This is a genomic window from Streptomyces acidiscabies (genome assembly GCF_020010905.1).
Taxonomy (GTDB): domain Bacteria; phylum Actinomycetota; class Actinomycetes; order Streptomycetales; family Streptomycetaceae; genus Streptomyces; species Streptomyces acidiscabies.
Map to the genome: position 1 here is coordinate 3,370,937 of NZ_JAGJBY010000001.1, position 24,022 is coordinate 3,394,958.

At 71.1% G+C, this 24,022-nt stretch carries 18 protein-coding genes and 1 tRNA gene; 10 read left to right on the plus strand and 9 right to left on the minus strand.

Annotated features, from left to right (window positions below; all coding sequences use genetic code 11):
* Positions 1-318 precede the first annotated feature (318 nt).
* Entirely contained in the window at positions 319-837 is a 519-nt protein-coding gene (locus J8M50_RS15680; protein ID WP_010350377.1) for a gluconokinase, read from the minus strand.
* 141 nt (positions 838-978) lie between these two features.
* Between J8M50_RS15680 and J8M50_RS15685 the strand changes: the two genes are divergently transcribed.
* A complete protein-coding gene (locus J8M50_RS15685) occupies positions 979-1,680 on the plus strand; it encodes a FadR/GntR family transcriptional regulator (protein WP_010350376.1) in 702 nt (233 codons plus the stop codon).
* 1 nt (position 1,681) lies between these two features.
* On the opposite strand, the gene J8M50_RS15690 is transcribed toward J8M50_RS15685, so the two are convergent.
* Positions 1,682-2,062: a YchJ family protein gene (locus J8M50_RS15690; protein ID WP_086013940.1), complete on the minus strand. Its 381-nt coding sequence runs from the start codon at positions 2,060-2,062 to the stop codon at positions 1,682-1,684.
* Between the two features lie 86 nt (positions 2,063-2,148).
* Between J8M50_RS15690 and J8M50_RS49115 the strand changes: the two genes are divergently transcribed.
* Positions 2,149-5,625 (plus strand): helix-turn-helix domain-containing protein, encoded by a 3,477-nt coding sequence (locus tag J8M50_RS49115; RefSeq protein WP_010350374.1) that lies wholly within the window; start codon positions 2,149-2,151, stop codon positions 5,623-5,625.
* Between the two features lie 212 nt (positions 5,626-5,837).
* On the opposite strand, the gene J8M50_RS15700 is transcribed toward J8M50_RS49115, so the two are convergent.
* From J8M50_RS15700 to J8M50_RS15710, 3 genes are all read right to left on the minus strand, one after another.
* Entirely contained in the window at positions 5,838-7,193 is a 1,356-nt protein-coding gene (locus J8M50_RS15700; RefSeq protein ID WP_040835236.1) for a M1 family metallopeptidase, read from the minus strand.
* Positions 7,194-7,258: 65 nt separating this feature from the next.
* On the minus strand, positions 7,259-11,101 hold the full coding sequence (locus tag J8M50_RS15705; protein ID WP_010350371.1) for a Pls/PosA family non-ribosomal peptide synthetase: 3,843 nt from the start codon (positions 11,099-11,101) through the stop codon (positions 7,259-7,261).
* A 270-nt stretch (positions 11,102-11,371) separates the two neighbouring features.
* A tRNA-Leu gene (locus J8M50_RS15710) sits at positions 11,372-11,456 on the minus strand.
* A 183-nt stretch (positions 11,457-11,639) separates the two neighbouring features.
* Here J8M50_RS15710 and J8M50_RS15715 point away from each other — a divergent pair.
* The 3 genes from J8M50_RS15715 (at position 11,640) to J8M50_RS49690 (ending at position 14,267) form a co-directional block, all read left to right on the plus strand.
* Positions 11,640-12,965 (plus strand): M20/M25/M40 family metallo-hydrolase, encoded by a 1,326-nt coding sequence (locus tag J8M50_RS15715; protein ID WP_010350370.1) that lies wholly within the window; start codon positions 11,640-11,642, stop codon positions 12,963-12,965.
* Between the two features lie 135 nt (positions 12,966-13,100).
* Entirely contained in the window at positions 13,101-13,334 is a 234-nt protein-coding gene (gene chpH / locus J8M50_RS15720; protein ID WP_010350369.1) for a chaplin ChpH, read from the plus strand.
* 123 nt (positions 13,335-13,457) lie between these two features.
* Positions 13,458-14,267 carry a chaplin gene (locus J8M50_RS49690; RefSeq protein ID WP_010350367.1) on the plus strand — a complete coding sequence of 270 codons (810 nt, stop codon included), beginning with the start codon at positions 13,458-13,460 and terminating at the stop codon, positions 14,265-14,267.
* A 205-nt stretch (positions 14,268-14,472) separates the two neighbouring features.
* Here the strand turns inward: J8M50_RS49690 and J8M50_RS15730 are convergent, their stop codons facing one another.
* Positions 14,473-14,661, minus strand: coding sequence for a DUF5703 family protein (locus J8M50_RS15730; RefSeq protein ID WP_010350366.1), 189 nt, complete (start codon positions 14,659-14,661; stop codon positions 14,473-14,475).
* Positions 14,662-14,708: 47 nt separating this feature from the next.
* Here J8M50_RS15730 and J8M50_RS15735 point away from each other — a divergent pair, with 47 nt between their 5' ends.
* Positions 14,709-15,443 carry a hypothetical protein gene (locus tag J8M50_RS15735; protein ID WP_010350364.1) on the plus strand — a complete coding sequence of 245 codons (735 nt, stop codon included), beginning with the start codon at positions 14,709-14,711 and terminating at the stop codon, positions 15,441-15,443.
* An 89-nt stretch (positions 15,444-15,532) separates the two neighbouring features.
* On the opposite strand, the gene J8M50_RS15740 is transcribed toward J8M50_RS15735, so the two are convergent.
* Both J8M50_RS15740 and J8M50_RS15745 read right to left on the minus strand, forming a co-directional pair.
* A complete protein-coding gene (locus tag J8M50_RS15740) occupies positions 15,533-17,815 on the minus strand; it encodes a helix-hairpin-helix domain-containing protein (RefSeq protein WP_050987107.1) in 2,283 nt (760 codons plus the stop codon).
* Between the two features lie 566 nt (positions 17,816-18,381).
* Complete coding sequence (locus tag J8M50_RS15745) at positions 18,382-19,368, minus strand: aldo/keto reductase (RefSeq protein WP_010350361.1); 987 nt, start codon at positions 19,366-19,368, stop codon at positions 18,382-18,384.
* A 158-nt stretch (positions 19,369-19,526) separates the two neighbouring features.
* Here J8M50_RS15745 and J8M50_RS15750 point away from each other — a divergent pair, with 158 nt between their 5' ends.
* Positions 19,527-20,582, plus strand: a complete 1,056-nt coding sequence (locus tag J8M50_RS15750) for an LLM class F420-dependent oxidoreductase (protein WP_010350360.1) — start codon at positions 19,527-19,529, stop codon at positions 20,580-20,582.
* Positions 20,583-20,738: 156 nt separating this feature from the next.
* Here the strand turns inward: J8M50_RS15750 and corA are convergent, their stop codons facing one another.
* Entirely contained in the window at positions 20,739-21,731 is a 993-nt protein-coding gene (gene corA, locus J8M50_RS15755) for a magnesium/cobalt transporter CorA (RefSeq protein ID WP_010350359.1), read from the minus strand.
* A gap of 60 nt (positions 21,732-21,791) precedes the next feature.
* On the opposite strand from corA, the gene J8M50_RS15760 reads away from it, so the two are divergent.
* The 3 genes from J8M50_RS15760 (at position 21,792) to J8M50_RS15770 (ending at position 23,953) form a co-directional block, all read left to right on the plus strand.
* Positions 21,792-22,475 (plus strand): histidine phosphatase family protein, encoded by a 684-nt coding sequence (locus J8M50_RS15760; RefSeq protein ID WP_010350358.1) that lies wholly within the window; start codon positions 21,792-21,794, stop codon positions 22,473-22,475.
* A 90-nt stretch (positions 22,476-22,565) separates the two neighbouring features.
* Positions 22,566-23,156: a DUF3090 domain-containing protein gene (locus tag J8M50_RS15765; protein ID WP_010350357.1), complete on the plus strand. Its 591-nt coding sequence runs from the start codon at positions 22,566-22,568 to the stop codon at positions 23,154-23,156.
* Entirely contained in the window at positions 23,120-23,953 is an 834-nt protein-coding gene (locus J8M50_RS15770) for an SCO1664 family protein (RefSeq protein ID WP_263303514.1), read from the plus strand. Before J8M50_RS15765 ends, J8M50_RS15770 begins: the two co-directional genes overlap by 37 nt.
* Positions 23,954-24,022: the final 69 nt, after the last annotated feature.

The window sequence follows — 24,022 nt, forward strand, 5'->3', positions numbered from 1 at the left end:
GGAGGGGTTGGTGGGGGTAGCTCTCAGGTAGGGGGTTAGGTGGGGGAGAGGTGAGAAGGGGAAGGGAGGGACGGGACGGGGTGGGGCGGGGCGGAGCGAGGGGGTTACGCCTGGCGGGGTAGCTCCGGAGGTCTAGTACCGGCGGGGTAGTACCGAGGGGGTAGCTCCCCGGGGCTAGTACCAGAGGGGTAGCTCGGCCGAGTTACCCCTCGCGGGTTACCCCCATAGAGGTAGCCCCGCAGCGGTAGTCCCGGAGAGCTACCTGCGCAGCGGTAGCCCCCGAGAGCTACCTCCGAAGAGCCAGCCCCCGCAGAACGATCAGCCCCGCGCCCCGGCCCCCGTGCCGAGCGCGGTGATCGCCCGCGCGGCAATCTCCTCCGGCCGCCCCGAGACCTCGACCACGACGCCCGCCTCGTCCGCCCCCAGCGGCTCCAGCGCGGCGAACTGCGAGTCGAGCAGCGCGGTCGGCATGAAGTGACCCTCCCGGTGCCCCATGCGCTCCCCGATCAGCTCGCGCGAGCCGCTGAGGTGCACGAAGAGCAGGCCGGGGGCCGCTGCACGCAACCGGTCCCGGTACGACCGCTTCAGCGCCGAACAGCTGACGACGCCGCCGAGCCCGGCCCGCTCGTGCGCCCACGCGCCGATCGAGTCCAGCCACGGCCACCGGTCGTCGTCGTCCAGCGGGGTACCGGCCGACATCTTCGCGATGTTCGCCGGCGGATGGAAGTCGTCACCCTCGGCGTACGGAACGCCGAGCCGGGCCGCGAGCAGGGGACCGATCGTGGTCTTGCCGGTGCCCGCGACGCCCATGACCACGACGACCTGGGGGGTGCTCATCACTACCTCGCTGTCTTCTTCGACGTGCTGCCGACACGTGATGTCAACGCCACTGAAACCCATTAGGTACGACGAATTCAAGCCCTCGCTCCAAATAAATCTGACTTTTTGAGCCCGTGACGGACGCCGTACGCTGAGTGCATGACCATTCCGGGCCGAGGTCTGCACGGCCATGTACTCGACACTCTCGGCCCCGCGATCACCGCAGGCGAGTACCCCCCTGGCAGCGTCCTGCGCACCGACGAGCTGTCCCAGCGCTTCGACGTCTCCCGCTCCGTCATGCGCGAAGCGGTACGTGTCCTGGAGTCGATGCACCTCGTCGAGTCCCGCCGCCGCGTGGGCGTGATCGTCCGCCCCACCGCCGAGTGGAACGTCTACGACCCGCAGGTCATCCGCTGGCGCCTCGCCGGCGCGGACCGCCCCCGGCAGCTGCGTTCACTCACGGTTCTGCGCTCGGCGATCGAACCGGTCGCGGCAGGCATGGCGGCGAAGAACGCGACGCCCGAACAGTGCGCCGAGCTGACCGAATGCGTCCTCGGCATGGTCGCCAACTCCCGTGGCCACAAGCTGGAGGGCTACCTCATCCACGACGTGGCCTTCCACCGCGTCATCCTCACGGCCTCGGGCAACGAGATGTTCGCCCGCCTGGGGGACGTCGTCGCCGAGGTCCTCACCGGCCGCACGGAACACCGGGTGATGTTCGCCGACCCCGACCCCGCCGCCGTCACCCTCCACGTCCAGGTGGCCGAAGCGGTCCGCGAGGGCGACGCGATCCGCGCCGAACGCCTGACCCGCGAAATCACCGAGGGAGCCCTCCAGGAACTGGACATACTGGCCCCCTGACCTACTCCCCGGGAAACTCCCCGTCCACGTAGACCCAGGCCCCGTCGACCCGCTCGAACCGGCTCACCTCGTGCAACGCCCCACCCCGGTACGAGGCCCTGAACTCCACAACTCCCTTGCTGTGGAACGCGGTTCCGTCCTGCGTCGCAAGAATCTCCAGCCCGGTCCACCGCATCCCCGGATCCAGCTCCAGGCTCCCGGGCCGCGTCCGGGGATGCCAAGTCCGCACCAGATATGCCGAGTTCCCCTTCACGAACGCGCTGTACCGCGACCGCATCAACGCCTCGGCGGTGGGCGCGGCGACGGGGCCCGCGTGGTAACGCCCGCAGCAGGCGTCGTACGACTGGGGAAGACCGCAAGGGCAAGGGGTGGGACGTGCCATGCCCCCCATTCTGCCGGAACCCACCAGCCACCACGCCGCGCGCTCCTAAGCTCACCGCAGGTGACGCGTACGGCAAGGGGGTCGGGGTGGCGGACAGCGAGCCGTTCTGGCGTGCACTCAAGGCGGAGGTCCGCAAACAGGGCGTCCCCCAACGGGACTTGGCCCGCCGCCTCCACCTGAGCCCATCGGCCCTCTCCGAACTCCTGAACGGGAAACGGACGAGTACGCCGGACTGGGATGTGGTCCGGAAAGTGGTGGAGGCGATCGGCGGCGACGTCGGCTACTGGCGGCGCCGGCTTGAGGAGTCGGAAGCCGCGGAGAGCGCCCGGGACCACAACACAGGGCGGGAGCCTGCTGGTTGCGTCGGTTGTGGGAGGAGCGCGTACGTGTCGCCGCCTCCCCCCTACGGCGATGGCTATCTGCACAGCCTGAGCGAAGATACCCGCATCCTGGCAGGACGGGACGAGCGCCTGCTCGCCGAGATGGTGGCCATCGACGAGGAGGGCCTGGAGACGCCACCTGAATCGATGGCTTTCCGCAACCAGTTTGACCGGGTCGCACGGCGGCTGCTCGCGGACCTGGCGGAGAAGGCGCGCCGAGCCTGCCATCCGCACAGGGTGCAGCTGTTCTGCGCGGCCCACGCTCTGCTGGTCGTGGAAGCGTGCATTAAAGGTCCCTTTCTTCCTGCGTGTTGGGATGTTGGAGTCGGAGCAGGCGAGCTCGTCGAGGTCAGCTTGGGGCAGGGCCTCACCTCGGTTCCGCCGCTCGGTGCCGACATGTTCGGTCCGGACCATCACGCCCGCGTCGTCCAGTACTACGACGGAGTCGCCGAGGCGCTGAGCCTCTTCCTCTCGCCCGATGACACCGCTGCGACAGTCGCCCTGTACGAGTCGCGCGTCGCCGAACTCGCCGCAGTCTGCCAGCAGTTGTGCGTCTGGATCACCTTGCGGTACGGCACCGGCGCCGACCTGGCCGCTTGCCCACCTGGCCGGTCCCGTACGGAACTTGAACGGCTCTACGGTGAACTGGGCGCCCGGAGAACGGGACTCGGCGGCCTGGAAACCCTCCTGCGAACCCTCGCCCGCGACGCACCGCCTGCCGAATGGCCCGCACGCCTCGCCGAGATGCACCGCCACGAACTGGCCCGCCCCCTCTCCTCGGTCGGCGAGGCGGGGGAGAGCCATCCCGGCCCCCGTATCCCCAAGCTCGCCCAGGGGTACGTCAACCCTTCCTACCGCGCAGCCATCCACACTCCCGACAACAGGCCACACATAGACGCCTGGTGGCACACGCGCCCTCTGCACCAGGACATCCAGACCCTCCTCGCCGGCCACCTCACCGCGTATCCCACCCTCGACCAACCACTGATCGTCCTCGGTGACCCCGGCACCGGAAAATCCCTCCTCACCAAGCTCCTCGCCGCCCGCCTCCCACCCACCGACTACCTCCCGATCCGTATCGAACTCCGCACGGTCCCGGCCGACGCGGGCGTTCTCGAACAGGTCAACCACGCCCTGCACCGACTCACCCAACGCACCATCACCTGGGCGGAGTTGACCGAAGCATCCCCCGGCGTCCTCCCGGTCCTGATCTTCGACGGCTTCGACGAACTCCTCCAGGCAGGCGGCACCGACCACTACCGCTACCTCCAGGACATCGCGGACTTCCAGCGCAGCTCAGCGACCACCGGCCTCCCGGTAGCCGCGATCGTCACCAGCCGCACAGTCGTCGCCGACCAGGCCGCGATCCCGCCGGGCAGCACCATCATCCGACTGGAGCCGTTCGACGAGGAACGGATCACCCGGTGGACGTACATCTGGAACACGGTCAACAGAACGCACCCCTGCCGCACCGACCTGGCCGCACGACACCCCGAACTCGCCCCGCAACCCCTCTTGTTGCTCATGCTCGCGCTCTACCACTCCATCGAGCCCGACGCCGAAGCCACAGCGCCGATGAGCCGAGTCACCCTCTACGAACGCCTCCTCAAACTCTTCGTACGCCGCCAGATCACCAAACTGGAACCCGGTCTGCGCCCAACTCTCCTGGAGGAAAAGGTCGAGAACGAACTCGACCTCCTCTCCGTGATCGCCATGGCGATGTTCAACAGGGGCAGCCAAGGCGTGAGCGCAACGGACGCCGAACACGACCTCGCCCACCTCCGCGACCCCGCCAACTCCGCCACGGACTCGGCGCCTTGGCTGCTCTTCGGCCGCTTCTTCTTCATCCACGAGGCCAGAGCAACGTACGAGAACGGCGAGGACCACCTCTGGTACGAGTTCCTGCACGCCACGTTCGGCGAGTACCTGGCCGCCCGCAAGATCGCCCACACACTGGCCAGTTGCCCGGACGGAGGCGGATACGACGCCCTCCTGTTCGCGCTCCTGTCCTGCGCACCCCTGACCGACCGCACGCAGATCATCGACGACCTAGGGGACCTTCTCCCCGCGACGAACACGAACACGGACCCGATCCGCACCCTGTTCCCCCGAGCCCTGTACCCCGTCGAACACGACACGGGCTACAGCACAGGCCCGACCCCGGTCACCTACCGCCACGCCTGCTACAGCGCGAACCTCCTGCTGCTGGCGTTCGCTCGTGGACATGTCCTGCGCTTCTCCGAGATCGCAGGCACTACTCCAGATCCGGCCGCGAACTGGCGTATCCACGCGACACTCTGGAAGTCCCAGTTCGAGCCGGGCGCGTGGGACGCGTTCACGCGGCTGGTGGGGACAGTGCCGACAGGAGGGGACATCGTGCTGAGGCTGAGCGAGCACGACGGCCCAGGACTCACCGCAGGCCGTCGCACCCTCATCCTTCACGACCCGGACATCGAGGAGTTGGCGAATCCGGCCCTCCCGGTGTGGGAGGCGTTGGGAGACGTCACATCCGTCGGCGGAGAGACGGACTCCAAAGGACGGGACACCTTCGCAGGCCGGGACCTGGTCGCTCTCCTGCTCGCACCGCCGGCGTCGTACGGGGACCTGCCGGCCCGATACGAACGGTGCCTGAAAGTCCTCGCGGAGTCCGCCACGCGGCCAGGCGCGGAGCGAATGCACAGCGCGATCAGCCACCGGCTCGCCGGAGAGAGCGGCCGGCTCCCCGGCGCCTTCGTGAACGAGGCGCTGGAGAAGCTGACGGAAGTGATGGAGGTGGAGGACGAAACCCGCATCGCCCTCCTGGCCTGCGCCTGCCGCCAACTCGTCCGCACCGGCGCCCGTGAGGCCCTGGCGAGGTCGATCTCACGACTTCTGGACTACTCGCCGGGACAACTCCGCTACCTGACCGCCCGGAGCACCGAACTGGCTCTTTCGGAGCTCTACAGACTCTTCCGCGCTCCCCGCCCTCGTACTTGGCTCCTCAGAACGGCTATCCAACTCGACCTCCGTGGCTGGTGCACCCGCCACGCCGCTCACATCCTCGGTGAGGACTCCCCGGACCTCCTGACCCCCCACGAATCCGACTACCTCCACCCCCTCCTCACTCCCCAACCATCCGATCCAGCCTCTCCGCCACCCACACCCCCACAACCCCCGCCACCCATCCCCCCAGATCCCCACTGACCTGCACCCCCACAACCACCGAAACCCCCAAAATCACCGCACTACGAAAGCTGATGAGTTTCCGCATCCCGTCCTCCCGGACCGACCGAATCGAGTAGGTCCCCCCACCCTCCCGCCCAACGGAAACTCACCCCCCACCCCCCGAACACCCCCGAACCGAACGCCAAGCCCCCAGCTCAGCGCCCCCCACCCCCGAACCCCGCCGAACCTCCCTACGGCAACGACGGCAACGGCGGAACCGGCGGCATAGAGGGAAACGCAGGCAACGCCCCCTCATAAACCCACGCATCAAAAAACTCATCCACCGGCTCAGCAGCAAACCGCCCCACATGAGCCACAAACGTGGACGTAGTCACAGCACCCCCCCGATGCAACCCGGCCCACCCACGCAACATAGGAAAGAACGCGGCATCCCCCAACAAACACCGCACAGCATGAACAACCACCCCACCCCGTTCATACAACCGATCGTCGAACATCAACTTCCGCCCAGGATCGGCAAGCCGCAGATCCTGAGGCAACCCGGCGAGCAACCGATAAGCAGCCGAGGCAAGTTGATGAGCACTCCGCCCCCCGGACCGCTCGGACCACAACCACTCGGCGTACTTGGCCAGCCCTTCGTTGAGCCAGATGTGCCGCCAGTCGGCGACGGACACACTGTTCCCGAACCACTGATGAGCCAGCTCGTGGGCAACGAGCCGCTCCGACCCCCGAGCCCCGTCGACATGGTTGATCCCGAAGAGCGACAACCCCTGCGCCTCGACGGGCACATCAAGCTCTTCCTCGGTGACGACAACGGCGTACTCGTCGAACGGATAGGGCCCGAACACCTCCTGGAACAGCTCCATCATGGCGGGCTGCCGAGCGAAGTCACGGGAGAAGAGGGGAAGCAACTCGGCGGGAATATGCCCGTGTTGAGGCACACCCCCGGGCCCGAGATCCCCGAGCAGAACCGTCTGGTACTTCCCGATGGCAAGCCCGACGAGATAACTGGAGGTGGGGGCGGACTGCTCGTACACCCAAGTAGTCGTGGACGCACGGGTGGTACGCGTGAGCAACCGCCCCCCGGTCACCACGGAATACGCGGAGGGAACGGTCACGGACAGCAGATAGGACGCCTTGTCGGCGGGCCGGTCGTTGCAGGGGAACCAGGACGGCGCCCCCACCGGCTGACTAGCGACCAGGGCCCCATCCCCCAGCTCCTCCCAACCGATCCCGCCCCAGGGGCTGTTGACCGGCTTGGGATTCCCGGACCAGTGCACCTCGACGGTGAACGCGGCACCCCCGCGCACGGACTTGGCGGGCCGGACCCGCAACCGCCCGCCCCGGTGGGTGTATTGAGCCTGCCGCCCGTCGACACGGACGCGGCCTATACGGAAGTCCGCGAGGTTCAGGAAGAACTCACCGAGCGCCCCCCGCCCGGCGATCGCGTTGATCCGGGCCGTCCCGGACAACCGGTTCGGCCCAGGACGGTAGTCCAGCGTGATCTCGTAGCGATGCACGCGGTAGCGAGGGTCGCCGTTGTCCGGGAAGTACGGGTCCGGCCCCGCTGTCTGCTGAACTGCCACTACCGCGTCCGCTCCCTGCGCCGTGCCACTCGAACTGCCGCTCATGGACACCGAGTGGCCCGCGCTCACGGGCGCCACGACTCGATGGGATTGCCCAGCCAGCGGGTGCCGTCGGGGACGGACTCCGCGGCCATGACGAGCGACGCGGGACCCAGTGTCGTACGGGCCCCGATCGTGCTGCCGGGCAGCACGATTCCGCCAGGGCCCAGTGTGGCGCCCTCACGGAGTACCACAGTATCCGTCCGCAAGATCCGGTCGTGGAAGAGGTGAGTCTGGAGCACGCAGCCACGATTCACGGTGGAACCGTCCGAAAGCGTCACCAAGTCGGCCTCGGGAAGCCAGTGCGACTCCAGCCAGACACCCTTCCCGATCCGCGCACCGAGCCCCCGCTGGAAGGCGGTCATGACGACGGTCCCGGGCACCGCGTTCGCCAGCCACGGTACGGCGACGACCTCGACGAACGTGTCCGCCAGCTCGTTGCGCCACACGAAGGAGCTCCACAGCGGGTGCTCCCCGGCCCGATGCCGCCCGACCAGCGCCCACTTGGCGGCGATGGCCAGCAACGCGCCCGCGAGACCGGCCCCCAGCACCACGACCCCGCCCAGCAGGAACCCCCACGCCCCCAGCACCGACAGCGCGGCCACCACCCCCGCCGCGATCCCCGCCGAGCAGAACACCGGCACGATCCGGCACAGTTCGACGAGCCCGCGCGCCCACAGCAGGTGCGCCGGCGGGTCGTACGTACGGCTCTGGTCGCCGCCCGAGGCGCTGCGCGGCAGCTTCATCGGCGGCAGCCCCAGGTACGAACTGCCCTTCTTCGCCTTCTTCGGCGTCGCCGACAGCACCCCGACGAGCCCGCCCTCGGGCACCGACCGGCCCGGCGCGGTCATCCCGGAGTTCCCGAGGAACGCCCGCCGCCCGATCTCGGCCTTCCCGATCCGCACCCAGCCACCGCCGAGTTCGTACGGCGCGGTCAGCGTGTCGTCGGCGAGGAACGCGCCCTCACCGACCGTCGTCAGACTCGGCAGCGCCAGCACGGTCGACACCTCGGCGCCCCGCCCGATCCGCATACCGAGCGCCCGCAGCCACACGGGCGTGACGAGCCCGGCGTACAGCGGGAACAGCGTCTCGCGCGCCTGGTCCATCAGCTGCGTCACGGTCCACGCCTGCCACCCGACCCGGCTGTGCGTCGGATACGTCCCCGTACCCAGCCGCAGGCTGAGCAGCCGTACGCCGACGAGGATCAGGGACGCGTAGACGAGGCCGTACGCGAGGGTCGCCGGGACGAGCGCGTACAGGACGCCCGGCCACACCGCTCCGCCGGGACGGACGAACACCGACGCCATCAGCAGCGCGACGGCCGCCGCGGCCACCGGCAGCAGGCTGAGCGCGCCGCCCGTCAGGCCGTACATGAACCGCCAGTACGTGCCCCGCGCCGGCCGCTCCTTGGGCCAACTCCGCTTCGCCTTGCCCAGCTTGACTGCCGGAGCCCCCGCCCAGCGCTGTCCGGTCGGGATCTGGCCGACGACGGCCGAACCCGGCGCCACCTCGGCCCGCTTGCCGACCCGCGCCCCCGGGAACAGGGCACTGCGCGTACCCACGACGGCGTGCGCGCCGACCTTGACCGCGCCGATCTCCAGCCGGTCCCCGTCCAGCCACCAGCCGGACAGGTCGACCTCGGACTCGACGGCCGCCCCGCGCCCCAGCTTCAGCATGCCCGTCACCGGCGGCAGCGAGTGCAGGTCCACCTCGGGCCCGATCTTCGCGCCCAGCGCCCGCGCGTACCGCTCCAGCCAGGCCCCGGTCAGCGAGGTCGCCCCGCTGAACTCGGCCAGCCGCTCGGCCGTCCACAGCCGCAGATGCACACTGCCACCGCGCGGATACCGGCCCGGCTTCACCCCGCGCAGCAGCAGCCGCGCGCCACCCGCCGCGATCCCCAGCCGCCCGGCCGGAGTGAACAGCACCAGCGCGACGAGCCCGATCACCCACCACGACGCGGTCGGCAGCCAGGTGTACCCCGGCAGCAGGTTCCCGGCGGCGGCCAGCGCCACCGCCCACCGCAGCCCCGTCAGCGTGAACAGCGGCAGCAGCGCCAGGAGTTGGATCACCTGCGCGCGCACCGGGACCGGCGCGATGACCCGCGTCGACCCGTCGTCCTGCGCCGACTCCTCAAGATGCCGGGCGAGTTTGCGCAGCACCGGCTGCTGATAGATGTCCAGGACGGCCGCGCTCGGATACCGCTGCCGCAGCCGCGTCGTGAGCTGCGCGGCGGACAGGCTGCCACCGCCTATGGCGAAGAAGTCGTCGGAAGCGCTGGACACCTCAGTACCCAGGACCTCGGTCCACTGCTCGGCGAGCCACGCCTCCGTCCCGTACAACTCCTCCTTCGCAGAAGAGGTTTGCAGATTCGGCAGCGGCCACGGCAGAGCGTTGCGGTCCACCTTCCCCGAGGTACGCGTGGGGAGTTCGTCGACCGCCGCCAGCAACGGCACCAGCGCGGCCGGGAGTTCGGCCCGCAGCCGCTCCACGGCAGCCGCCTGGTCCCAGCCCTCCTGCGTCACCACGTACCCGACGAGCAGCTGATTCCCGCTGCGCGCGGTCCGTACGGCCGCCGCCGCACCCGCCACACCCGGCAGCGCCTGCAACGCGGCGTCCACCTCGCCGAGTTCGATCCGCCGCCCGCCCAGCTTGATCTGCTCGTCGGCCCGCCCGAGGAACAACAGCCCCTCGGGATCGGCCTGGACGAGGTCACCGCTGCGGTACGCCCGCTCCCAGCCCAGGGATTCGAGCGGCGCGTACTTCTCGGCGTCCTTCTCCGCGTCGAGATACCGCGCGAGCCCGACGCCGCCGATCACCAACTGCCCGGTGCCGCCCATGAGTACGGGCTCACCGGCGTCGTCCACGACCGCCAACTCCCAGCCGTCCAGCGGGAGTCCGATTCGGATCGGCTCCTCGCCGGTCATCAGCGCGGCACACGCCACGACCGTCGCCTCGGTCGGACCGTACGTGTTCCACACCTCCCGCCCCTCGGTCACCAGCCGCTGAGCCAGCTCGGGCGGGCACGCCTCGCCGCCGAAGATCAGCAGGCGTACGTCGTTGAGGGTCTCGGGCTCCCACAGCGCGGCGAGCGTCGGCACCGTCGACACGACGGTGATCTCCTGCTCCACCAGCCAGGGCCCGAGGTCGGCGCCGCTGCGTACCTGGGAGCGCGGTACGGGGACCAGGCAGGCGCCGTAGCGCCAGGCGAGCCACATCTCCTCGCAGGACGCGTCGAAGGCCACGGAGAGGCCCGCCATGACCCGGTCACCGGGTCCGATCGGCTCCTCGGCGAGGAACAGCCGCGCCTCGGCGTCCACGAAGGCCGCCGCGCTGCGGTGCGTGACCGCGACGCCCTTGGGCTTGCCGGTCGACCCGGACGTGAAGATGATCCACGCGTCGTGCTCGACGCCCGGCCGCCCCGCCGGTCCGCCCTCGCCCGGGTGGACGGTGATCGCGTTCCCGCCGGTGATCACGGCACGGACGTCCGCCTCGCCGAACACCAGGTCGGCGCGCTCGTCCGGGTCCTCGGCGTCCACCGGCACGTACGCGGCGCCGACCGCGAGGACGGCCAGGATCGCGACGTACAGATCGTTCGTCCCCGACGGCACCCGCACCCCGACCCGGTCGCCGAGGCCGACGCCCGCCTGCGCGAGCCGGCCCCGCAACCGGGCCACCTCACCGGCGAGTTCGCGGTAGGTGAGCTGGGCGTTTCCGTCGTCGAGCGCGGGCTCGTCGCCGTAGAAGCGCACAGCGCTGTCGAAGACGTCGACGAGCGTGCGCGCCGGGGCGGCAGAGCCCCCCGAGAACCGCGCGAACGCCGTCTCCTCCTCTTCGAACAAGGCCGTGCTGACCTCGTGTATGGCCGCCATCAGGTCCCTCGCGTCTCGTGCCCGGAAACCTCCGGGGCGCTGGCGGGCCCGCAGGTATGCCTGGGGTTGTCCGGCTCCAGCCCGTAACAAGCCGGAAATTTTAGTACCACGCTATGGATCAACCGGTTCGACAGCCACCGCAGAGACCCGTTCGAGCCACCGATCGAGACTCTGGGCAAGGCTCTGACCTGCGCGATCTTGGTACGGAGGAGAGATCCACCACATAACGAACGAAGGCCCCGACCGACTGGTCGGAGCCTTCGCTCACTGTGTCCGAGGGGGGACTTGAACCCCCACGCCCGATAAAGGGCACTAGCACCTCAAGCTAGCGCGTCTGCCATTCCGCCACCCGGACGGGGTGTGTCTCGCGCGGGTTTCCCCGGCGGCGACTCCGTAAACATTACCAGGGTTTCCGGGGTGCTCGATCACGGGTGGTCCGGCGTGAACGGTGTGTGACGAGGTGGGAGCGGTCTTGGGTGTCGGGGGCGGGGGAGGGAGGATGAGAGGAGAGACAGCACCGGCAGCGGGAGGCACAGGCGTGAGCGACACGGGCACGGGCGGGTACGTCAGGGGCGAGGACGAGGTCGTGGACCTCTGTTCCGAGCTGATCCGGTTCGACACCAGCAATTACGGCGACCACTCGGGCCCGGGGGAGCGGCAGGCGGCCGAGTGGGTCGCGGAGAAGCTCGCCGAGGTCGGTCTCGAGCCGAAGATCTTCGAGTCGCACCCCGGCCGCGCCTCCACCGTGGCCCGCATCGAGGGCGAGGACCCCTCGCGGCCCGCGCTCCTCATCCACGGCCACCTCGACGTCGTCCCCGCGAACGCGGACGACTGGACGCACCACCCGTTCTCCGGCGAGGTCGCGGACGGCTGCGTGTGGGGGCGCGGCGCCGTCGACATGAAGGACATGGACGCGATGACCCTCGCGGTCGTCCGCGACCGCCTGCGCAGCGGGCGCAAGCCGCCCCGGGACATCGTCCTGGCGTTCCTCGCGGACGAGGAGGCCGGCGGCACGTACGGCGCGCGCCACCTCGTCGACAACCACCCCGACCTCTTCGAGGGCGTCACCGAGGGGATCAGCGAGGTCGGCGGGTTCTCCTTCACCGTCAGCGAGGAGCGGCGGCTCTACCTCATCCAGACGGCCGAGAAGGGCATGCACTGGATGAAGCTGACCGTCGCCGGTACGGCCGGACACGGCTCGATGATCCACCGCGACAACGCGATCACCGAACTGTCCGAGGCCGTCGCCCGCGTCGGACGCCACAAGTGGCCCGTCCGCGTCACCAAGACCACCCGCGCCTTCCTCGACGAACTTGGCGACGCGCTTGGCACCCCCCTCGACCCCGAGGACATGGAGGCCACCCTCGCCCGCCTCGGCGGCATCGCCAAGCTGATCGGCGCGACCCTCAGCAACACCGCGAACCCCACCCAGCTCGGCGCCGGCTACAAGGTCAACGTCATCCCCGGCGAGGCCACCGCCCACATCGACGGCCGCTTCCTGCCCGGCCACGAGGACGAGTTCCTCACCGACCTCGACCGCCTCCTCGGCCCCCGCGTACGCCGCGAGGACGTCCACTCCGACAAGGCGCTGGAGACCTCCTTCGACGGCACCCTCGTCGACGCCATGTCCGCCGCGCTGCTCGCCGAGGACCCCACCGCCAAGGCCGTCCCCTACATGCTCTCCGGCGGCACCGACGCCAAGTCCTTCGACGACCTCGGCATCCGCGGCTTCGGCTTCGCGCCGCTGAAGCTGCCGCCGGAGCTGGACTTCGCGGGCATGTTCCACGGGGTCGACGAGCGCGTGCCGGTCGACGGGCTCCAGTTCGGGGTGCGCGTCCTGGACCGGTTCATCGACGCGTCCTGAAGGGGCCGCGCGCCTGTTCGGTCTCCCCTCGGACGGGTGAATCCGACCATACGCTCGTAGCCCCAATGGCTCCTCCTCGTTACAGGTCGTGCGGCCCGCTCCTTGGGCCGTCTACCTACTCAGGAGGAAATACACATGATCAAGAAGGTCGTCGCCGCCGCTGCCGCCACCGGTGGTCTCGTTCTCGCGGGCGCGGGCCTGGCCGTCGCCGACGCCGGTGCGCAGGGTGCTGCCGTGGGCTCCCCCGGCGTCCTGTCCGGCAACGTCATCCAGGTCCCCGTGCACGTCCCGGTGAACGTGTGCGGCAACACGATCTCCGTGATCGGCCTGCTGAACCCCGCCTTCGGCAACACCTGCATCAACAAGTGACGCCACCCCGCTGAGGGGGCGTCCACGCCGTACCGGCCCCGGAGCGCGCGCCATGCGCTCCGGGGCCGGCCGGTTTCGGCAACAGCGGACCACGTGGACATCAGTAAGGGCAGGTAATCAGCGATGCGACAGGTCACCCGCAAGGGGTTCATGACCGTGGCGGCGGCGACGGGGGCGATCGCCGCGGCGGGAGGGGTCGCCCACGCGGACTCCTCGGCGAACGGTTCCACCGGGGAGTCGCCGGGGGTGCTCGCGGGAAACACGGTGTCGGTGCCGGTGCACGCACCGGTGAATGTGTGCGGGAACACCGTGAATGTGGTGGGGCTGCTCAATCCGGCGATGGGGAATTCGTGCGGGAACGGGGGCGGGGGTAAGGCAGGGGCCGGGTACGGGTCTGGCGGGCACGGCTCCGGTGGGTACGGCGGAGGGGGCGGGCACGGTGCTTCCGGGGGCGCGCACGCGGGCGGGCACGCCGGGGGGTCGCCCGGGGTCGGCTCCGGGAACCACGTCCAGGTCCCCATCGACGTACCGGTGAACCTGTGCGGCAACAGCATCGACGTCGTCGGGGCCATGAACCCGGCGTTCGGGAACGAGTGCGGTAACGGGACGTCGGGGCACCCGGGGCATCCCGGCGGGCCCGGCAACCCGGGGGGACCTGGTCATCCGGGTGGGCCTGGAGGTCCTGGTGGTCCGGGGCATCCCGGCAACCCTGGCATCCCCGGCACCTCGAACCCCTCCGGCCCCACGCATCCCACCACCCCCACCCACCACACGCCCCCGAACCACGTCCCCCACACCGTCCAACACCCCACCCTCTCCGGGGAACTGGCGAGCACGGGTGCCGAACTCCCCCTGGGCCTCGCCCTCCCCGCCGGCGCGGGCATGCTCGTCGCCGGTGCGCTGCTCTACCGCCGGAAGAACACGTCCGGCTGACGGCGATCTTCGGCCAAGCTGAGGCAACGGCCGTAAAAATCACGGCAGAGCGACGCAGAGCACCCCAACTGCCGTGAAACCGCGAGGGTGATCCCGGACACACGGATCACCCCGCGCGCAAAGCGCGACGGAGCGGGCCCCGACCCGGCGGGGCCCGCTCCGTCGTCTCGCCCGTCCCCTTCGGCCCCTTGGTCTGCGTTTCAGCTCACCACGTGGCCCGTACCTGGCGGATGATCCGCCGCCGCAACCGCACCCTGCGGCTGCCGTCCCGCATGAGGCTCAGACGGTGCAACTCCCAGTGACCGTACTCGGCATGGTCCGTCAGCAGACGCGCGGCTTCCTTGCGGGAAACCCCGCGCGGTACGTACACGTCGACAAATTCGTATTCCGGCATCGCATCTATTGTGCGGGCTGGTGCCTCGTACGGATAGCGTCTGCACTATGTCTGATGCTGCGCAGCCCACCGCTGCCGAGGTACGCGCCGCCGCCGAGGCGGTGAAGACCGCGCTCGACCGTCACCTGGCCGCGGTCGAACGCCGGTCGGGGGAGGACGACCCGGCCGTCTACGAGGCGTTCAACGAACTGGCCGCTGCGGCGGAGACGTACGACGAACTGCTCTACGACCGGTACGACGAGGTCACCCCCTTCGAGATCCCCGGCACCGACGACTCCCTCCCGCCGTACGCGGGTCCGGAGGAGCCGAACGCCCTGAGCGTGCTGATCCGCCGCGACTACGCGGTCGCCGAACCCCAGCGGCTCCTCGCCCAGGCCCAGCGGGTCGAGGCGGCGGAGTACGACGGCGGCGAGGACACCGCGAGCACCGTCCACGGCGCCCTCGGCATCCTCTTCGGCGAGTACGAGGCCGACGAGATCGCCTCCCGGCACAAGGAGTTCGGCCTGGAGGAGGGCGACTCGACGCTCTGGGTGGTCGCCGCCGACGACCCGGCCGACCCCGGCGAATGGCTGGAGTCCCCCTTCGACCAGGCCGACCCCCAGCGGGTCGTCTGCCGCTTCGACGTCAGCGCGGTCTTCGACGAGGAGTCGGAGGACGAGGATTTCGAGGAGGACGAGGACGAGGTCGACGAGGTGGATGAAGTCGACGGGGTCGACGACGTGGACGAGGTCGATGTGGTCGATGTGGAGGATCTGGAGCCGCTGGACGCGGACCGGCGGTAGCCGGGGTTCGCGGCGCGGGTGCTCATGGTGAAGGGCGCGGGATTTCCTCCCGCGCCCTTCGCGCACTCCGGTCCGTACTGCCCTGCTGGTTACCCCGCCGCCACCGGCACCTGCCCGCGCAGCAGCACCGGCAGCCGGGTCGTCCGCGGCTTCGGCAGGACCTCGGCGACCGCGTGCGGGAGGGCCTGTTCCACGCCGTGGACGACCGACAGGTGCCGCTCGGGGCGGCTGAACGCCGTGTACACCCACGCCCGCGACAGCGCCTGCGCCGCGTCCCCGGGCAGCACCACGACCGCCGCCGGCCAGCGCGCGCCCGCCGCCTGGTGGGCGGTCAGCGCCCAGCCGTGCCGCAGGGTCTGCTCGACGCGGTCCTTCGGTACGAGGATGCCGGCGCCCACGCAGGTGATGCGCAGGCCGTCCGCGTCGGCGCCCACGACCCGGCCCGGGAGCGTGCGGCCGGGCGCGGGGGCGTAGGCGACCAGGTCACCCGGGTCGTACCCGGCGAAGCGGCCCGGGCCGGGGTTCAGGCGCTCCTTGAGGGCCGCGTTCAGCGCGCGCGTGCCGGCCGCGCCGCCGTGGCCCGGCGTGATCACGACGGTCTCCTCGGGGGACACCCCGAACGCCCTCGGTACGGAGTCGGCGACCAGCTGCACGGTCCGGTGCACGGCCTCCCCGGCGTCCCGCACCGGCACGATCACGATCTCCTTGCCGGGCGCGGCCACCTGGTTCAGCTCCCCGATGCCGATCCCGGAGACCAGCTCCCCGATCGGCCCCGGGTCCGGCGTCCGCGAAGCGACCTGCGGGCACACGCGCGCGGCGAGCACATCCCCGAACACGCGTCCCGCGCCGGCCGACCACAACACGCCGGGGTCACCGCTGAGCACCAGCCGTGCCCCGTCCGCCAACGACTCGACGACCATCGCGGCGGCCTCGACGTCCAGTTGAGGCGCGTCGAGCAGGATCAGGAGGTCCAGCGCGAAGGCTCCTTCGGAGTCCCGACCGGGTCCTTCGAGTCCGGCGAGGAGGCCGGGGAGGGTGACGACGGTGGGTTCGTGGGCGGGCCTGCTGCCTGCGGCGGCCTCCGTGGGGTGCGCGGGGTGCGGGATGGTTCCCCCGGTCCCGCGTCCCTCGTTCAGCAGCGCCGCGAACCTCTGGCGGCCGTCCGCCGTGTGGCAGGCGGCGACCGCGCGCAGGCCCAGGGCGCGGGCCGCGTCGAGGAGGGCGGCCGGTTCCGCGCGGGACGCCTCGCCGCCGGTGTGCAGGACGAGGCCGTTCTCGGCGACGGCACGGATCAGGTCGGCGGCGCCACGGGGTGCGGCTGAGGCGGCCGTCTCCCACGCGGGGGAGTCGTCCTTGGGCAGCGCGTTGACGATCCTGGCGAGCCCGTCGGCGAGGCTCTCCTCCGCGAGGGCGTACCGCTCAAGGCCGACCAGCACACGGACGGGACGCTCCTCGTCGTCGTCCTGCGCGGGCGCGGCTCCGGGCTCCTCCAGCGCGTCCTGGAAGATCAGCGCCTCTCCCTCGGCGACGGTGTCCTGTACGGCGCCGTCGGCGTCCGGCACGCCCCGCTGGGCCAGTGCGGCGGTCAGCGCCGACAGCTCCAGCGCCGTATGCCCGGCCAGCGCGGCCTGCTCCAGCAGCCACAGCGTCACCGCGCGTCCGCGTCGCTCGTCCGCCGGCCCGCACTCGGCTCCGAGCAACGCGCGCGCGAACCCGTCGGCCTGCTCGGGCCGAACCCCGGAGACCCGCAGCAACTGCCAGGGGTCCTCCCGCAGCAACTCGGCCGCACCCTCTCCGAGGGCCACCGCAACCTGCGCCGCCAGGGACTCGGGCGCGGACCCGCTGACGAGGACACGCCGGACGGCATCGACGAGGGTGGGGGAGGGGGCGAGGGGGTTTCCGACGGTTCCTGGGGACGGGGCCAGGGAGCCTTCGGTGAGCCCGGGGGGTGGGGCGAAGGGGCTTCCGGCGGTCCCGGGGGACGGGGTGAAGAGGCCCCCGGCACCCTCGGAGGACGGAGCGAAGGGGCTCCCGGAGCCCCCGGAGGACGAGGCGAAGGGGCTTCCGGCGCCCTCGGAGGACGGAGCCAGGGAGTTCCCGGCGATCCCGGGGCTCGCGGCGCCCCCTGCGCCCCTCGTGCCCCCAGTGCTTCCCGCGCCACCCGTGCTTCCGGCGCCACCTGCGCCACCCGCGCCACCTGTGCTTCCCGCGCCGCCCGCGCTCCCAGCGGGCACGAACCCGGCGTCAGCACCCGTGCCTCCGGCGGCCCTCGTGACGCCGGTGGTTCCTGCGGCGCGGTCTCCCTCGCCGGGCCCGAACTCCCCGGCGGTCGTGGCGTTCCCCGCAGCCGACGCAGCGGATCCGTCCGGCACCCCCCGCTCAGGACGTCGCCCAGGGCCGGGAACGCTCCGCGAGGGCGGTGCGGCGTACGCGCTCGCGGGCTTCTCGCCGCTCTCCACGGCCCGTACGGCGGCCAGCAGATCCGCGGCGGTCCCGCTCAGCTTGCCCCCGGCGGCGATCGGCCCGCCCTTCTCGGCCTTGCGCCGCGCGATCCGCTCCCGCTCGACCTTCTGCGCGGCGAGCTCGGCCTGGGCCTCGGTGAGTTCGGGAGCCGCGGCCTCCCCCTTCTGAGCCTCGCCGGAGCCTTCCGCGCCGCCGGTCTCCCCGCTCGCGTCGCCTTCCGCGGCCTCCTCCCCGCCGGCAACCTCACCCTCCGCGCTCTCGTCATCCCCGACGTCCACTCCACCCCCACTCCCCGCGAGACCCGCTTCCCCGGCCTCGATCTCCCCGCCCACGGCCACCGGACGCGCAGGCTCCTCGGCCTCGACGCTCCCGGCGTCCTCTCCACCCCCGCTGCCTCCGCCCCCGGCGAGACCCGCATCAGCTCCCCCCTCCGGTGCCCCCGGCGTTTCGTTCTCCGTGGTCTCCGGGTCCGTGGTCACAGCGTGCTCCAGTCGTGATCGGGATAGCGGTGCACAGGCGCCGACACATCGTCGAGGGCCCGGCAGATCTCGTCTGGAAGCGTAAGGGCCTCCACTGACAACGCGGCGCTGAGCTGCTGCGCGTTGCGCGGACCGATGATGGGCGCGGCGACGCCGGGCCGGTCGCGGACCCAGGCGAGGGCGACGTGCAGCGGGGTGACCGCGAGGCCGTCGGCGGCGGTCGTCACCGCGTCGACGATGCGGCTGGCCGTGTCGTCGAGGTAGGGCTCGACGAACGGCGCGAAGTGGTCGGAGGCGGCGCGGGAGTCGGGCGGGAGGGCGTCGCCCCGGTACTTGCCGGTGAGGACACCGCGCCCGAGCGGCGAGGAGGGCAGCAGCCCGATGCCGAGGTCGATCGCGGCCGGCAGCACCTCGCGCTCGATGCCGCGCTGGAGGAGCGAGTACTCCATCTGCGTGCTGGACAGCCGCGTACGCGTGCCGGGCGCGGCGAGCTGCCAGGTGGCCGCCTTGGCGATCTGCCAGCCGCAGAAGTTGGAGACGCCCGCGTACCGCGCACGCCCGCTGGAGACAGCGATGTCGAGGGCCTGGAGGGTCTCCTCCATCGGCGTGTGGGGGTCGTACGCGTGGATGTGCCACACGTCCACGTAGTCCGTGCCGAGGCGGGCCAGCGACGCGTCCAGCGCGGCCAGCAGGTGCCCCCGGGAACCGTCGTAGCGGCGGTCGGGGTCGGGCACGCTGCCCGCCTTCGTCGCGATGATCAGGTCCCGGCGCGGGACCAGGCCCTCTATGAGGCGGCCCAGCAGGTACTCGGCATCCCCGTCGCCGTACACGTCCGCCGTGTCGACGAGGGTGCCGCCCGCTTCCCAGAACGTCTTCAAGAGGTCCGCCGCGTCGTGCTCGTCCGTGTCACGGCCCCAGGTCAGGGTGCCGAGCCCGATACGGGACACGCGCAGGCCGGTGCGGCCGAGATGCCTCTGCTCCATGAACGCCGAGATTACTGGCCAGAACCGGGCGGTGGGTGGCCTGTGGATAACCGAATCCGCAGGTTGTGGATCGTGAGGCCGCCACTGACGGCCGTACCCGGGTGCGCGCTATGGTCTGTCCACAAGGGACGTTACTGATCGGTAAGGGGATGCGGCCAATGCAGCTCGGGATCAACCTCGGGTACTGGGGTGCCGGGATGGACGGGGACAACCTCGCCGTGGCGCAGGAGGCCGACCGGCTCGGCTACGCCGTGTGCTGGGCGGCCGAGGCGTACGGCTCGGACGCGGCGACCGTGCTGACATGGGTCGCCGCCAAGACCGAGCGGATCGACGTCGGCTCGGCCATCTTCCAGATCCCGGCCCGCCAGCCCGCGATGACCGCGATGACCGCCGCGACGCTGGACTCCCTGTCCGGCGGGCGCTTCCGCCTCGGCCTCGGCGTCTCCGGACCGCAGGTCTCCGAGGGCTGGTACGGCGTCAAGTTCGACAAGCCGCTGGCCCGCACGCGCGAGTACGTCGAGATCGTCCGCAAGGCGATGACCCGCGAGCGCCTGTCGTACGAGGGCGAGCACTGGACGCTTCCGCTGCCCGGCGGGCCCGGCAAGCCGATCAAGCTGACCGTGCACCCCGAGCGCGAGCACATCCCGCTCTACATCGCCGCGATCGGCCCGAAGAACCTGGAGCAGACCGGCGAGATCGCCGACGGCGCGCTCCTGATCTTCCCCTCCGCCGAGCACCTGGAGGACACCGCGCTGAAATACATCCGCGCGGGCCGCGAGAAGGCCGGCCACACCCTCGAAGGCTTCGACGTCTGCCCGACCCTGCCGCTCGCCCTGGGCGACGACAAGGACGTCGAGAAGCTCGCGGACACCTTCCGCCCGTACACGGCCCTGTACGTCGGCGGCATGGGCAGCCGCAAGCAGAACTTCTACAACCAGCTGGCCCAGCGCATGGGGTACGAGTCGGAGGCGGCGGAGATCCAGGACAAGTTCCTGTCCGGCGACAAGACCGGCGCGGCGGCGGCCGTCCCCCACGACCTGATCGACAAGACGGCCCTCCTCGGCTCGGTGGACCGCATCGCCGACCGCATGAAGTCCTACGCCGCGGTGGGCGTCACCACCCTCACCCTCGCCCCCGCGGGCTTCACCCTCGAAGAACGCCTCGCGGCCCTGCGCGCGGGCGTGGAGGCCCTGGAGCTGTCCGGAGTGGCGTAACCACGCCGGGAACACTCCTCGGAGGGTTCCACGACCGTGGCGGGGGCTCGGGGGTCTCCCCGCCACGGCCGACTGTGAGGAACAACGTCACTGCACGCGCGGGGTTACGGGGTGGGGGTACGTCGGACGGGTGAGTTGTCCGACCGACGTACCGCCCTACAGCCACCCCCGGCGCTTGAACAGCCGGTACAGCGCCACCTCGAACACGGCCATGACCAGGATCACCGCCGGGTACCCCCACACCCACCGCAGCTCCGGCATGTGCTTGAAGTTCATGCCGTAGATCCCGGCGATCATGGTCGGCACCGCCGCCATCGCCGCCCACGCGGAGATCTTCCGCATGTCGTCGTTCTGCCGGACGCTCATCTGCGCCAGGTGGGCCGACAGGATGTCCGAGACGAGCCGGTCGAGCCCCTCGACGGACTCGTTCACGCGCGCGAGGTGATCGCCGACGTCCCGGAAGAACGGCCGGGACGTGTCGTGGACGAACGGCACGGGCGTGCCGTAGGACCCCGACAGCCGGGTCAGCGGCAGGGTGAGCGGACCGGTGGCCCGCCGGAACTCCAGGACCTGGCGCTTGAAGGTGTAGATCCGCGACGCGGCCCCGCGCGAGTCCCCGCCGTCCGGCGAGAACACCTCCGCCTCCAGCCCCTCCAGGTCGGTCTGGAGCTCGGTGGCGACCTCCAGGTACCGGTCGACGACGGCGTCCGAGATCGCGTACAGGACGGCCGTGGGGCCCTTCGCGAGGAGTTCGGGCCTCTCGGTCTCCAGACGGTGCCGTACGGCCGCCAGAGGGGCGTCCTGGCCGTGTCTGACGGTGACGACGAAGCCCTCGCCGAGGAAGACCATCACCTCGCCCGCCGAGACGGTGTCGCGGTCCTGGTCGTACCCGACCGGCTTGAGGACGACGAACAGCGAGTCGTCGTACACGTCCAGCTTGGGCCGCTGATGCGCCTTGAGGGCGTCCTCCACGGCCAGCGGGTGGAGGCCGAACTCCTCGGTGACGAGGGCGAACTCGTCCTCCGTGGGCTCGTGCAGCCCGATCCACACGAAGCCGCCGCAGGCCCGCGCCCCGGCCAGCGCGTCGGAGAAGTCCGGCGGACCCGCCACCCGGCGGCCCTCACGGTAGACGGCACAGTCGACGATCACGGAGAGATTCTCCCTTCGCCCGCAGGACGGCGCACGCGCGCGGACACCTACCCTGGCCGCATGCCCACCCTCATCCTCCTCAGGCACGGCAGGTCCACCGCCAACACCTCCGGAGTGCTCGCCGGCTGGACGCCCGGCGTCACCCTGGACGAACGCGGCACCGCACAGGCCGCCGCCCTGCCCGGACGGCTCGACGGACTGCCGATAGCGGAAGTCGTCACCAGCCCCCTCCAGCGCTGCCAGGAGACCGTACGGCCCCTCCTGGACGCGCGCGGGATCACCGCGCACTCCGACGAACGCATCGGGGAGGCCCACTACGGCGACTGGAGCGGACGGAAACTCGCCGAACTGAGCGGCGACCCCCTCATGGAGGTCGTCCAGGCCCACCCCTCGGCCGCCGCCTTCCCCGGCGGCGAGTCCATGCGCTCCATGCAGACCCGGGCCGCCGAAGCCGTACGCGAGTGGAACGCGCGCGTGGAGCGCGACCACGGCGAGAGCGCCGTCTACCTCATGTGCTCCCACGGCGACATCATCAAGGCGCTCGTCGCGGACGCCCTCGGCCTGCACCTCGACCTGTTCCAGCGCATCTCCGTCGAACCGTGCTCCGTGACCGCGATCCGCTACACGCGCCTGCGCCCCTTCCTGGTCCGCCTCGGCGACACCGGCGATCTCTCCTCCCTCGCCCCGCGTGAAGAGCCTCCCACCGGGCAAGCGACCGTGGGAGGCGGTGCGGGCGCACCGTGATCGTCGCCCGCAGTAGGGTGAAGCGGTCCGCGCAGCGCGCGTACACGCGCAGGACGTAATCCGACCCACGACTCTTACTGGAGACAGGACGTGTCCCGTCAGGTGTTCCTCTACGATCCGCCGGACCGCTTCGTGGCCGGCACGGTCGGACTGCCCGGACGCCGTACCTTCTTCCTCCAGGCCGTCGCCGGCCCCCGGGTGACCAGCGTCGCGCTGGAGAAGACCCAGGTCGCCGCGCTCGCCGAGCGCATGGACGAACTGCTGGACGAGGTCGTGCGCCGCAGCGGCGGAAACGCCGCCGTACCCGCCGTCGCCCCCGCCGAGACCCCCGACACCCGCCCCCTCGACGCACCCGTCGAGGAGGAGTTCCGGGTCGGCACCATGGCCCTCGCCTGGGACGGCGAGGAACAGCGCATGATCGTCGAGGCGCAGGCCCTCGTGGAACTCGACGCGGACACCGACGAGGACCTCGCCGAGGCGGAGGAACGCCTCCTCCAGGACGAGGAGAACGGCCCCCCGATGCTGCGGGTCCGCCTCACCGGCGCACAGGCGCGCGCGTTCGCCAAGCGCGCCCTGGACGTCGTCAACGCGGGCCGCCCGCCCTGCCCGCTGTGCAGCCTGCCGCTCGACCCGGAGGGACACGTATGTCCGCGCCAGAACGGATACCGGCGAGGGGCGTGACCACCGTCGAACCCGCGGACACGCTGCTCCTGGCTCGCGGTGAGCTGACCGTGCGCGGGCGCATCAGCGACGCCTCCAACGCGGCCCTGTACTGCACCGTGACCCACGACGGCCGGGAGGCGGCCTGCGTGTACAAGCCCGTCGCCGGGGAACGGCCCCTGTGGGACTTCCCCGACGGCACGCTCGCGCAGCGCGAGGTCGCCGCGTACGAGGTGTCCGCCGCGACCGGCTGGGGCCTGATCCCGCCGACCGTCCTGCGCGACGGCCCCTACGGCGAGGGCATGTGCCAGCTGTGGATCGAGGCGTCCCCCGAGGCCGAACTCCTCGCGCTCGTCGACACGGAGGAACCGGAGCCGGGCTGGAAGGCCATCGGGTTCGCCGAGGTCGGGGAGGGCCGGACGGCGCTCCTGGTGCACGCCGACGACGACCGGCTGCGCCGCCTCGCCGTCCTGGACGCCGTCATCAACAACGCCGACCGCAAGGGCGGCCACCTCCTGCCCACCGCCGACGGCCTGCTCTACGGCATCGACCACGGCGTCACCTTCAACGCCGAGAACAAGCTCCGTACGCTCCTGTGGGGCTGGGCGGGCGACTCCCTGACCGACGAGGCCCTGACGGCGCTCAAGGCCCTCAGAGGGGCCCTGGAGCCCTCCGGAGCCCTCACGGCGACCCTCACGCCCCTCATCACCCCGGCCGAGCTGGACGCCACCCGCGCGCGGGTCGACGACCTGCTCACCACCGGCAAGCACCCGGAGCCCAGTGGCGAGTGGCCCGCGATCCCCTGGCCACCGGTCTGAAAACCTCACGCACACCTCCCCACCCACCCTGCACATCCCCCTGATCCACGCAAGACCGCCTTTTCCGTC